Source organism: Amycolatopsis sp. NPDC047767, assembly GCF_040704195.1.
Lineage (GTDB): Bacteria > Actinomycetota > Actinomycetes > Mycobacteriales > Pseudonocardiaceae > Amycolatopsis.
Genome location: NZ_JBEYSJ010000060.1, coordinates 24116 through 36875, shown reverse-complemented (window position 1 = coordinate 36875; position 12760 = coordinate 24116). Strand labels below are relative to the sequence as shown.

Here is a 12760-nt window from a genome sequence, read left to right as displayed (position 1 = left end):
CTGTGGACCACTACTGGGAGGCGGGGGTCCACTCGGGGTGCCTCGACCACCCCACCGACCTGTGGGGGGGCCTCTTAATGCCCCCGCCCCCGCTTCTGTTTCGTGGGCTACTTGCCGTTGTACACGACGTAATCCTGGTAGGGCGTGAGCGTCACCGGCCCGCGAAGCCCGTAGGGCTGGCTGGCCGTCGACTTCTTGTTGTACTTCGACACCGCGTTGCGCAGCGTCGTCTGCACTGCGATCTGGACGGTGTTGGTGCCGGGGTGCAGCCAGCGGGTGATGTCCCACTTCCGGCCGTCGGTGATCTGCGTGCCGACGAGCTGTCCGTTGACCGTGATGTCGGCGGTTCCGTCGACGTGGCCGAGGTTCAGCTGCACGCCTTCCGCGGGGTTGGCGTGCCAGCCGTCGGGCAGCGTGGTGGTGGCGCTGTAGGTGCCCACACCGGATTCGCCGTTCAGCTGGGTGATGTCGCGCCAGTCCTTGAGCTTGAACTGCTGGAACTGCGAATCACCGAGCCCGCTGGGAATCGACACCGTCGCGCCGCCGGTCGGGGTCACCGTTTTCACGGTCAGCCCCCACGTGCTCCACTGGTCGATGGTGGAGGGCCGGCTGGACGGGATGCCGGGCAGCGGCTTGTCGTCGTCCGTGCGCACGACGGCGTTGACGTCGGTCTTGCGGCCGTTGGACAGCTGGAAGGTCTGCCCGCCGGATTCGGTCGCCCGGAACACGATCTTCCCGTTGCTCACCAGGAAATACCCGTCCTCGGGCAGGCTTCCCGTGACGTGAACCGCCGGCTTGGCGTTCGTGTTGATCGCCACGACTTCGGCCTGACCGCCCTGCAGGGTCACCGGAACGCTGGTGCGTCCGCCGCCGTTGGCGTACTGGGCGATCGGCGAGATCGACCCGTCCCAGAGGTTCATCTCCGCCGGCACACCCTGGACGCCGAACGACGGGGTGAACGTGACCGGGTGGTCGGACGGGTTGTAGAGGTAGACGTACGCGCCGCCCTTGACCTCGCGCCACTGCGAGAGGATCTGGGTACCGCCCGAGGCGACCCGCGGGGCGAGCTTGAGTCGCGTCAGCGCGCCGGCGACGTCGTTCTGGGTCGCCACCTTCGTCGCCGATGGCAGCCTCAGCGTCGCGGCGACGTTGTTCTTGACCTCCGCGTCGCCCTTGGCGCCGCTGGTGTACGTGGTGTCGTGGTCGGGGAGCGCACCCACGAACACCACGCGGACGCCCGCCTTCGCGGCCCGCAGGATCGCGGCCGACGCGTCGTGGGTGATCGACCGCTGATCGATCACCAGCGCCCGGTAGCCGCTGGTGCCGCCGAACAGCTCACCGTGATCCGGCCGGGCATCTTGGGCCAGGCCTTGCGGGTCGAGGTACTCGACGGAGAAGCCCTGTTCTTCGAGCCGCTGTGCGTCGAACGGCGACTGGTGCCCGCGCGGCGACAGGAAGGAGTCGCTGTAGACCGCGACGTCGGTCTTCGCCGTTCCGGTCTCGAGAACGCTGGTGCCGCGCGCGAAGTAGTTGTTCAACGCCGACCAGCTCGACCACTGGGGAAAGTTCTTGTCGTTCCAGCTGTCGGTGACCGACTCGTTGAACCGCGTTGTGCCCGGCCACGCGGCGTCGGGAGCCTGGAGGGCGAAGCCGTGGATGAACGGCTGCGACACACCCGCCGCCCACTCCTTGCCCATCAGATCGCGGTAGTCGTCGAGGTTCATGCTGTACGCGGGTTTGAAGAAAGCGCCCAGTTCCACGCTCAGCAGATCACCACCCGCCTGGTGCACGCCGGAGGCGATCGTCTGCTGGAACGCCAGCGAGTTCCGCCAAGCGGGGTCGTCGGGCGAGATCGGCAGGTTCTCGCCTGCATCGAGCGACTCGGTCTCCGACCTGCCCCCGAAGCTCTGCAACGAGCGGAAGCTGCGGATCGGCTCGAGGTCCTGCAGGTACGCGGCCTGGGCCTTGTACTGCATGCCATACTGCTTCGCCCAGTCCTGGAACACCTTGAGGTGATCGGCGGTGTACAGGTCGGTGAGCGTCTCGTAGTAGTCGTGACGGACCTTGCTCGCCGAGCCGTCGCTCAGCGAGAAGTCCGGCGTCGGTTCCTTCGGCGGGACCGGGAAGTCCGACATGCCCTGCACGAACATCAGCGGCAGGAACTTGGCCATGTCGTAGCCGCGGCGGCCGCGGAACTCGCTTTCCATCTTCGGAGTCCAGAAGATGGAAGTGGCGTGGAGTTCAAGCGAGTCCTCGAACAGGTCCGCCCCGGCCTTCTTCAGCTTCGGCGCGTTGTCCTTGCCGATCTGGATCTGGTCGAGGTCCTGGGTCGCCTTGCGCGAAGCGTCGGCGTCGAAGGGGTTCGTGTAGTTGCCCTTGTTCTCCCGCGACCAGAAAGCGAACAGCTGCCAGTCGCCCGAAGAGGGGGCCTTCCAGGTGAGGGCGCCGTTTTTCACCTGTGCAGTGAGGTCGGTCAGCGACTGGGGATCCAGCACCGTCGACTTCGCCGGAGGCTGGCCGGGCGTCGTGACGTCGGACCCGGCGGACACGACACGAGCCGCAGTGACCGCGACCAGCTTGGCGGGTTGGGTCTGCTGCGCGGCGTCGATCGCCGGCGGCACCGGACCGGAGAAACTCTCCCCGCCCGTGACGTGAGCCCGGCCGTACTGCAGTTCCTGCGACGCGAACCCACTGCCGGCGCCGGTGCCCGGCGTCTGCACCGGCCAGGCAGCACCCATGGTCATCGACACCTTGATGCCCAGCTGCGCGGCCTTGTCCAGCACGTGGCCGAGGATCGTCCGCTGTTCGTCGGTGGCCCAGGCGCCGGAAGAGAACGCGATCTCGACTTCGCCGAAGCCGGCGTCGGCGATCACTTGTAGCTCGCGCAGGGCTTCGGTGTCATCCAGCGGCTTTTGCCACCACCAGCGCATCGCCGGCTTGAACCGCGTGTCCGGGTGCGCGAACTGAGCGGGGGAGAGCCCGCCCGCCAGCGGCTGCAACCCGTCGGTTCCCTGCGTGAGCTCAGTAGCCACCTGTGCTGTGCTGCGCAGGTCCGACTGGGCGGTTCCCGTCGGCGCGAGAGCGACCAGCGCGGCAGCGGTCACCGCCGACACGCAAACGGTCAGCAACGACGATGTTCTTTTCGGGGGTTTTGCGAACACTTCACACCTCCATTGGTGCAGTGATTTCGGCGTAGAGCGGGCCGCTGCGGAGATCGCACTCCACAACGGCCCGCCCGGAAAGAAGTTGATCAGCGCTGCGTCACCGTGATCTGGTATGTGCCACCAGGAACGGTCAGGACCACGGAACCGGCGGACGTCTTCGCCCGCGAGCCGAGTTCCTGGGCAGCGCGGCCGTTGACGGTAATCACCGAATTGCGGCCGACCGGAACCGTGATGGTGCCGGTGGTGTGCGCGGGGGTCTGCGCGGTGAGCGTGAACCGGCCGGACTTCGGGTCGGAGGTCCACTCGGTCTTGATGGTCCCGTAGGCGGTCGGCACGGCACCGCTCGCCCAGCGGACCGTCCCTGGGCGCGGGGCGATGCTCCAGGACTGGTAGCCGGCACTCACGGCGGTCACGCCGAGGAGCTGCTCGGTGAGCTGCACCGAAGGCGACGCGGCCCACCCGTGCGCGAGGCTGGCCGTCGCGCGGTTGACGCCACCGGTGCTGTTCTTGAACTCCCAAAAGGCGCCAGTGTAGAGGGGGTTCTCTTTGTCGATCATCGGCCCCCACGTCCGCCGCATGAGGTCCAGTGCACCGGCGGTGTCACCGGCGGCGAACCGACCGGCCGTCTCCATGCCGTTGGCGAACGGCTCGATGGTGTGCCCGGTCGGGTCCTGCAGGCCAGGGCCCATGATGGCGCCGTACGGCGTCCACAAGGTCTTCATGGCGTTGAGGACACCGGCTTCCTTGCCGGCGGGGACGAAGCCGTACTGCAGCGCCAGTGCATTGGCGTCCTCGACGAGGACGTCGGGCTTGGTGCTGCTCTGGCCGTAGGCGCCGAGGGCCGGGTTCCACAGCTTGCCCATGACCGCGGCCTTGATGGCGTCCGCCTTCGCGTCGTCGGCGTCGGCCAGGGAGGCCGAACCGACGGCGCGTTCGAGCCACGCCATCTCCTTCAGGAGGATGTAGTAGTCGATGCTGTACTTGGTGACTTCGCCGGTCTGGCTTGCCTGCCAGTAGTCGCGGTCGTTGGAGACCACGAGGTTGTCGGCGGTGAGGAACGTGTCGTTGTACGCAAGTTCCTTGCGCAGTGCGGGAAGCGCCGCCGTGACGTAGGCCTTGTCCCCGGTGTAGCGGTAGTAGTCGATGAACGCGCGAGCGCCGTACCCGGAGTAGTTGTTCGAGTAGAACAGAGGCGAACCCGCAGGGGAGGTGCGCTTCGAGAAGTCCGGTGAGCCGGGGAACGCGCCGTCCGCGCGCTGGGTGGCCAGCAGCGTGTCGAGTGACGATTTCACGTACGGCGCCCCGGCGTTGCCCAGGCTCGTGAGCAGGGTGGGGATCTGGACGAGCAGGTCACCGGTCCACACGCTGCGGTCGCGCTTGGCGCCGTCGTAGATGCGGGCGTCGGGCAAGCTGTTGAGGCCCGGCGCCTTCATGTTCATCTGCAACGTGTAGGCGCCGGAGTACCACATCCGGTTGAGCTGGTCGTCGCTCGAGAGGAACCAGCCCTGGTAGTCGGCGGGCGTCGCGCGGAACGCCTGGAAGTTCACCCCGAGCGAGGAGAGGCTGACGCTGCCCGGGGAGGAGACGGTGAGCAGGGCGAACCTGAAGCCGCCGTGGAACCCGCCGGTGAGGCGTCCCGCGCCGACGGGCTGGAAGGTGTCCGGGCCACCGACACCGGCGAGGCCACGCGACTCGTCCGAGCTCGGTGCGCCGGGGGAGGTCGAGACGCCGGTGCCCACGGCGACATCCGCCGGCAGCGCGGGTTTCACGGTCACGGTCCGCGCCGTGCTGTCGAAGGCCGTGATGGTGCGGGCGACGGGCTTGCCGCCGGTGGCGGTGAACGTGATGGTGTTACCGACTTCGAGGTTCGCCGCCGAGGCCAGCGTGACCTGGGTGGCTCCGCCTGCCGCCGCCGTGGACACGGTCGTCGCCGCGGGCGTGCGGATGTACTGCCGCGCCTCCGAGGTGACCAGGGTCAGGGTGGGGGAGCCGGTGACCTTCGTGAGGTCGAGGTACGGCGTACCGCCGACCTCCTTGCCGAAGTCGAGCAGGATCGACGCCGGCGCGCCGCCCGCCTCGGTGGTGAGCGTCGTCGCGGGTCCGTGCGCCTTCAGCACGGACTGCGGGTGGTCGACGTCACCGCGGCCTTCGGCTCCGACCGGCTGGACGTCGGGCGTTGACGGACCGAGTACGTACGACTTCCAGGCTGACGTGTTCAGGCCCGGGATGTCGGCGCCGTGCGGGCCGGACGCGAACGCCGTACCCGGGGTAGCGACGAGTGCCGGAGTGACTGCGGTAAGCACGCAGACGGCTGCCCAACGGCTGACGGACGACGCTCTCGACGGTGCCCTGTCCTGTGCTCTGGCCTGTATGAATCGTTTCAATTCAATTGCCTCTTTCTCCCCGTTGAGTGGAGGTCCGATGGAGACGGGCCGCGCCCCGGTGGGGGCGACGACAAGGAGAAAGCTTGGGGACGCTTCGGAGGTGGAGCAAGGATTTGTCCGGATCCGGACGCGGCGGGATCCTCCTCAGCTGGTCACACGGCGCGTGGCGCAACCCGCACCTGCACTAACATGGGCTTGAGCGTTGGAGCGGGGAGAGGAACAGTCGGCTGAACAGGGTCACCATTCGCGACGTCGCAGACCTGGCGAAGGTCTCCCCGGCATCCGTGTCGAACTACTTCCACAAGCCGCGGAAGCTTTCCGACGGCACCCGGCAGCGCATCCGCCAGGCCGTTGACGCTCTGGGTTTCGTCCCGAACGACGCTGCACGCACGCTGCGGATGGGGGTCAGCCCCGTCATCGGCTACATCGCGTTCGAGCTTGCCGGGGCCACGACACCGGAGATCGCCGCGGCGATCGAACAACGGGTCTCGGCTGAGGGCATGTACATGCTGATGGCCAACGACACCGGCTCCGAGCAGAGGGAACTGAGCTACCTGCAGCTGTTCGCGAAACAGCAGGTGAGCGGGGTGATCATCGCCCCGGTCGGCAACGTGGAGGCCGAGCTCGCGCGCATGCGTTCCTTCGGTATCGCCAGCGTGCTGAGTGCGCGACGCGCCGAGTCGCCTGCGCAGGCTTCCGTGTCGATCGACCACGTCGAGGGCGGACGGCTGGCCGCGACGCACCTGATCGAGCGGGGGTGCAGGCGCATCGGGTTCGTCTCGTCGTCCCTCGAGTTGCGGCAGTTGTCCGATCGCCTCAATGGTGCGCTGAGCGCGGTGAATTCCTCGCCGGGTGTGACGATCGAAGTGATCCCAGTGCCTGAGCGTTCGGTCGAGGCCGGGATCGCCTGTGCTGACGCGCTCGTGAGGCGATCGCCCGCTGACCGTCCCGACGCTCTGTTCTGCGCCAACGATCTCCTGGCCATCGGGGTCGTCCAGGCGCTCGCCGCGTCGAGGATTGTCAGCGTCCCCGATGACATCGCGGTGGTCGGCTACGACGACATCGAGTTCGCTCGGTCGACGATCGTGCCGTTGACGACGATCAGGACGCCCCAGGCGGAGCTGGGGACCGCGGCCGCGGACTTGCTGTTCTCCGAAATCGATGCCATGAGTTCCGCGGACGGCCCGGATGGAGTGAACTTGCCACGTCCGCAGCTCGAGTTCTCTCCGGAACTGGTCGTCCGAGCGTCGACCGTAAGGGAGTGACCCACGTCACGTAGGGCTGCACCTGCCGGTTTATTAAATCGTTTTACTGATTACCGGATGCAGTCTTGACGGTCCTAGGAGTGCATGTGGTGTGATGCCACCCGCAACCGAGGTAAAACGTATTACCAAGGGGCGTGCTGCTTCGACGAAGAAGGAGACCTCATGGCCGTGAACACCGACACCGGGAGTGCCAGGCCGGACCGCAGACACTGGATGCTCGCCGTCGCCGCCGGGATGGCGTCGCTCCTGGACTCGGGTGCGATCATCTCGGTGGGCTTGGGCCTGGCGCTGTGGAAGAAGGCTTTCGACCTCGACGTGTGGACCGTCGGGGTGCTGGGCTCGGCCCTGACGCTGTTCATCGCGGTCGGCTCGCTGACGGGTGGGCGCCTGGCCGACCTGGTGGGGCGAGGGCGGATGTTCTCCCTCACGATCCTGCTCTACGCCGCCGCCGCGGTGACGATCGCTGTGGCCCCCAACTCATCCGTCCTCGTGACCGGTGTGATCGTGCTGGGAATCGCGGCGGGTGCCGACCTGCCGACCTCGCTCGCGGTGCTCACCGAGCGGATCCCCGAAGGGACCCAAGGCCGGCTCGTCGCGTTCACCCACGTGATGTGGACGATTGGCGTCGTGGTCGCGACGCTGCTCGGCTTCGCGGTGTCTGGTCTGGGTGTTCCGGGCATCAGCCTGATTTTCGGCATCCTCGCGGTGCTGGCCGTGGGCACGTTCGTGTTCCGCGCCTTCTATCGGCCCTTCCGTCGGTTGGAGGAAGAAGCGCAGGCTCGCTACACGTCGGCCGGCGTCGATCCCGACAAGGCGGTGCCGGTCTCGGTTCTGTTGCGTGACCGGACCTCGCTCCTGCTGATCGCGCTGACGGCCCTCTTCTACCTGTTCTTCACCTTGGTGGCCAACACCTTCGGCTCGTTCAAGACGTACTTTCTCGTCACCGTCGGCGGTACCACCCAGACTGTCGCGACAGGACTGTCGTTCGGCACCACCATCATCGGCCTGATCGGCACGATCGTGTTCACCCGCATCGCGGACACCAAGTGGCGCAGCCGGTTCTTCGCCGTCGGCGTCGCGGTCTTCATCGCGTGTCAGCTGATCATCGCGGTGACGGGCGGAGTCGTGCTGCCGGCGATGATCGCGGCGCTGGTGCTCTACAACATCGCCTTCCCGTTCGTCGGCGAAGCGCTGTACAAGATCTGGACCCAGGAGTCCTTCCCGGTCAACGCTCGCGCGACCGTGCAAGGCTTCACCATCGCGATCGCACGGTTCATCGCGGCAGCATTCGCTCTCGTCACCCCCGCGCTGATCGCGTGGAGCCCGGCCGGCCTGTACTACGGGCTCGCGGTCTTCGCGCTCGTGTCCGGCCTCATCGGAACGGTCATCATCCGGCGGCTGCGTGCCGGCACCCGCAATGCGGACACGGCATCACCCAGGACCACCGCTCTCACGGCCAAGGAGGCCCTTTGATGACCAGTGACGCAACCGTCACTGTCAACGCTCCCCGCGTCGGCTCGTCCGCCGAACCGTTCACCTCGACCGCGACCCCGCGGCTGTCATGGACGACAGTGGCCGGCACGGACAACTGGGCTCAAGCGAGCGCTGAGGTCGAACTCACCGTCGGCGACGCGCGAACGACGGCCACGCTCGAGGGGGTCGAATCGGTGTCCGTCGAGTGGGCGTTCGCCCCGCTGCAGCCACGCGAAGCAGCCAGCGTACGGGTACGGGTGCGCGGAGTCGACGGATCGGTGTCGCCGTGGAGCGGACCGACCGAGGTGACGGCGGGCTTCCTGGCTCCTTCGGAATGGCGGGCCCGTTTCATCGGGTCCGGTTCGGACGAACCTCACCTGCTGCGCGCGACGTTCGAAGTCCGTGGACCGGTCCGGCGAGCGTTCCTTTACGCCACGGCCTTCGGCGCTTACGACGTCCGGCTGAACGGCGTCGCAGTCGACGACGCGGTGCTGAAGCCGGGCTGGACGAGCTACCAGTGGCGGCTTCTCTTCGACACCACCGACGTGACCGCGCAGCTGCGGCCGGGCATGAACACGATGGGGATCGAGTTGGCCGGCGGCTGGTACACCGAGGCGTTCGGTTTCCGCGACCGCGCACGGCGGTTCTACGAGGGCAGTCCGGCTGCCGCCGCGCAGCTGATGATCCAGTACGACGACGGCACCACGGAAACCGTGCTCACCGACGAAAGCTGGCGGTGGTCGTTAGGTCCTGTCGTCGAGGCGAGCATCTACCAGGGCGAGACGTACGACGCGCGGCTGCACGACTCGGATTGGGCCAGCTCGGGCGTCGCCGACGCTGACACATGGAGCCCTGTGGCGTTGGTTGGGGTTCCGGACGTGCAGCCCGAACCACGAACAAGCCCGCCGGTACGCGTGATCGAGCGCAGGGCGGTGGAGCAGGTCATCACCACGCCGGCCGGCAACACCGTGCTCGACTTCGGTCAGAACCTCGTGGGCTGGGTCCGGCTCACCGTCTCGGGCCCGCGCGGGCACACCATCACGTTGCGCCACGCGGAGGTGCTCGAGCACGGTGAGCTCGGAACGCGGCCACTCCGCAACGCCGCCGCCACCGACCACTACACGCTCAGCGGCGAAGGCGAAGAAACGTGGGAGCCGCGGTGGACGTTCCACGGATTTCGGTACGTCGAGATCCACGACTGGCCGGGCGAATTCTCGCCGTCCGCGATCTCAGCCGCGGTGGTCCACACGGACATGCCGCGCTCCGGCGGTTTCTCGACTTCGCACGCCCTGCTGAACCGGCTCCACGAGAACGTCGTGTGGGGGATGCGCGGCAACTTCCTCTCGATCCCGACCGACTGCCCCCAGCGCGACGAGCGGCTCGGGTGGACCGGAGACATCCAGGTCTTCGCACCGACGGCAGCGTTCCTCTTCGACTGCAATGCGTTTCTGCAGTCCTGGCTGGAGGACGTACGCCTGGAACAAAAGGCAGCCGATGGTGTGGTTCCCATGGTGGTTCCCGCGGTGATCCCGCAGGTGCCGGGCCAGCTGGAGCCCATCGCCGCGTGGGGCGACGCGATCACCGTGGTGCCGACGGTCCTCGATGAACGCTTCGGCGACCGCGATGCACTGTCCGCTTCCTTCGAAGCCATGAAGTCCTGGGTGGACACGGTCACCGCACGCACCGGTGGAAGTCCCTTGTGGGAACGCGGTGTCCAGTTTGGCGACTGGCTCGACCCGGACGCCCCACCGGACCAGCCCGGTCGAGCCAAGACGGACCCCGGACTGGTCGCCACGGCCTACTACTTCCGCTCGGCCGATCTCACCGCGAAGGCCGCGGCCGGGCTCGGCTTCTCCGAGGACGCCGACCGCTACGGAACACTGGCCAAGCGCATCGGCGCCGCGTTCCGCGACGCTTACACCACGGCAGCCGGGCGCATGATGTCCGACGCGCCGACCGCCTACGCGGTCGCAATCGCATTCGGTCTCGTGGAGGGCGAGCAGAAAGCCGCGATGGGGGAGCGGCTGCGCCACCTGGTGCGGGCGTACGGCTACCACATCGCGACCGGGTTCGTCGGCACCCCGATCATCTGCGACGCGCTGACCGCCACCGGGCACGTGGAGACCGCGGCGCGGCTGCTCGCGCAGACGGAGAGCCCGTCCTGGCTCTATCCGGTGACGATGGGTGCCACCACCATCTGGGAGCGGTGGGATTCGATGCTGGAGGACGGCTCGATCAATCCGGGTCAGATGACCTCCTTCAACCACTACGCACTCGGCGCCGTCGCGGACTGGCTGCACCGCGTGGTTGCCGGCTTGGCGCCGTTGGAGCCGGGGTACCGGCGCATCGCCATCGCCCCGACACCGCTCGATTTCCTGGACGACGCCTCGGCCTGGCACGAGACGCCCTACGGCCGCACGTCTTCCGGGTGGCGGCGGGACGGTGACCTGATCCAGTTCGACATCGAGGTGCCTGCCAATACTCGTGCACTTGTCCGGCTGCCCTCCGGCGCCGAATTCGAGGTCGGTAGCGGAACGCACTCCTGGACCGAGCGGTATCCCCGGCCCGGCCAAACCCGCGCCGGCCTGGACCTCGACAGCGACCTGGCCACCATCGTCGATGACCCCGAGGCCTACCGCGCGGTGCTCGGCGCGATCAGCGCGATCGACCCGGATCGGGCTGCCGCCTTCCGGCGGACGACGAGGTGGACCCCGGGGCGGTCGTTGCGCGACCCACTCAGCCACACACCGCTCGACGTGGTCGACGCGATCGAGAAGGCGCTGGTCGCGCTGCCCACAGGAGAGCTGAAGTAGCGGCGCGGCCGTAGGAGTAGACCGCCCTTCTCGACCGCTGCGGCGGCCGGGAGGGGCGTGTTCCCGCGGCGGGATTTGCTCCACCTTGAGCGGGCCGGCTGACCATGACCCGGCGGGCACGCTGCCTCGGCTACGCGAGCGGCTCAACCGGACTGCGACAGGACCCGGACCTGCGGGACGGGCGTGGTTTCGCCGCCTAACTCGATGCCGCGGTGAATGACGTCCGCCAGGCCGACGGTGGTGCCGCGGTCGCTCCACAGCGCCAATCGGCGCGGCGACAGCAGCTCGTCGACGACCAGGTGGGCCGCACCGATCAGGCCGGCGGAGTTGCCCAGCGCCGCTTCCCTGATATCCAGCTCCGCAACGGCGCCGGGCAGTGAGCGACGCCGGACGGTCGCGGCGAACGCGGTCATGAGCGGGTCCGACTCGCCGACCACGCCACCGCCGATCAGGATCGCGGCCGGGTTGAGTGCGCACACGAGGGTCGAGGCCACCTGGCCGAGCGACTCTCCTGCGATCGTCAGCAGCTCGATACTCGTGGAGTCGCCCGCCTCGGCCGCAGCGAAGACCTTCCGAGGGCTGATGCTGCCCACCTCGGCGAGGATGGCCGCGAGGATCGGACTGCGCCCCGCCTCGGCCGCCTGCTCTGCACGACGGGCGATCGCGCGGGCGCCGGCGATCTGGGTGAGGCAGCCGGCCTGGCCGCACCAGCAATACCGGGCAGTGTCGTCGTCCGACACGATCACGTGCCCGAGCTCGCCGGCGAAGCCGCGGGAGCCGCGCACCAAGCTGCCCGAAGAGATCACGGCACCGCCGATGCCGGTGCCGATCTTGATGAACAGGACGTCGTCGAGCCCCTGTCCGCGGCCTGCACGCACCTCGCCGAGCGCCATAGTGTTGACCTCGTTGTCGACCCAGGTCGGCACGTCGTAGCGGCGCGCCAGCCGCTCTCGGACCGGGTAGTCGGGCCACCCCGGCCCGAACAGTGCCCCGATAGGGCGCGCTGTGTCCGTCGCCACCGGGCCTGGCACGCCGATTCCGATGCCCCGCACCGGCGGATCGTCGTGCTGCCCGGTCGAGACCAAGTCGTCGAAGAGGGCTTCAACCCGTTCGAGTGTGAGCTCCGGGCCGGCTGTCGGATCCAGCGGCGCCGAGATCTCGCGCAGCACAGTGCCCCCGAGATCGGCGAGACCGGCTGTGACACTGGTGGCTGCCACCTCCGCGACCAGCACGGCACCGCCCCGCGATCGGAACCGGACTTCCCTGGGCGCTCGCCCTCCAGTCGACCGGACCAGCTCGCCTGCTTCGACCAACCCGCAGGCGATGAGCTCATCGACCCGCTGTACAACCACTTTTCGCGTCAATCCGGTGCGCTGCGCCAGTTCGGCGCGCGTCAGCGCCGAGCTCGAGCGAAGGGCACTGAGCACGGGAAACACGCTGTCGTTCGGCGACCACACACTGACGATCGTAGTCCACGACCGCCGTTATGGCTCCAAGGGTTGTGTTATGCCCCTCAGGGACATAAGGTTCCCTGCAGGGCCGAAGCGCACCGCAGCAGCCGAGGAGACATGATGTCCCGTCGTGATCCTTCCGCCGACTCCACTTCCGGCGGGACGACGGCCGCGAGGTACGGGGAAACCGGCACCTCGGTCCACGCCGTG

6 protein-coding genes are annotated in these 12760 nt (G+C 68.0%); 3 read left to right on the top strand and 3 right to left on the bottom strand.

Annotated elements, in window-relative coordinates:
• Positions 1-107: 107 nt before the first annotated feature.
• Positions 108-3104: a glycosyl hydrolase gene (locus tag AB0878_RS48020; protein WP_366590049.1), complete on the bottom strand. Its 2997-nt coding sequence runs from the start codon at positions 3102-3104 to the stop codon at positions 108-110.
• A 146-nt stretch (positions 3105-3250) separates the two neighbouring features.
• A complete protein-coding gene (locus tag AB0878_RS48015) occupies positions 3251-5467 on the bottom strand; it encodes an alpha-L-rhamnosidase C-terminal domain-containing protein (RefSeq protein WP_366590047.1) in 2217 nt (738 codons plus the stop codon).
• Between the two features lie 308 nt (positions 5468-5775).
• Here AB0878_RS48015 and AB0878_RS48010 point away from each other — a divergent pair, with 308 nt between their 5' ends.
• The 3 genes from AB0878_RS48010 (at position 5776) to AB0878_RS48000 (ending at position 11099) form a co-directional block, all read left to right on the top strand.
• On the top strand, positions 5776-6813 hold the full coding sequence (locus tag AB0878_RS48010) for a LacI family DNA-binding transcriptional regulator (RefSeq protein WP_366590051.1): 1038 nt from the start codon (positions 5776-5778) through the stop codon (positions 6811-6813).
• Positions 6814-6975: 162 nt separating this feature from the next.
• Positions 6976-8286 carry an MFS transporter gene (locus AB0878_RS48005; protein WP_366590045.1) on the top strand — a complete coding sequence of 437 codons (1311 nt, stop codon included), beginning with the start codon at positions 6976-6978 and terminating at the stop codon, positions 8284-8286.
• A complete protein-coding gene (locus tag AB0878_RS48000) occupies positions 8286-11099 on the top strand; it encodes a family 78 glycoside hydrolase catalytic domain (protein WP_366590043.1) in 2814 nt (937 codons plus the stop codon). The genes AB0878_RS48005 and AB0878_RS48000 overlap by 1 nt, the downstream gene beginning before the upstream one ends.
• A gap of 143 nt (positions 11100-11242) precedes the next feature.
• Here the strand turns inward: AB0878_RS48000 and AB0878_RS47995 are convergent, their stop codons facing one another.
• A complete protein-coding gene (locus AB0878_RS47995) occupies positions 11243-12556 on the bottom strand; it encodes an ROK family transcriptional regulator (RefSeq protein ID WP_366590041.1) in 1314 nt (437 codons plus the stop codon).
• Positions 12557-12760: the final 204 nt, after the last annotated feature.

Coding starts and splice junctions, on each gene's coding strand:
- AB0878_RS48005 (WP_366590045.1), top strand. CDS start 6,976: ATGGCCGTGAACACCGACACCGGGAGTGCCAGGCCGGACCGCAGACAC.
- AB0878_RS48000 (WP_366590043.1), top strand. CDS start 8,286: ATGACCAGTGACGCAACCGTCACTGTCAACGCTCCCCGCGTCGGCTCG.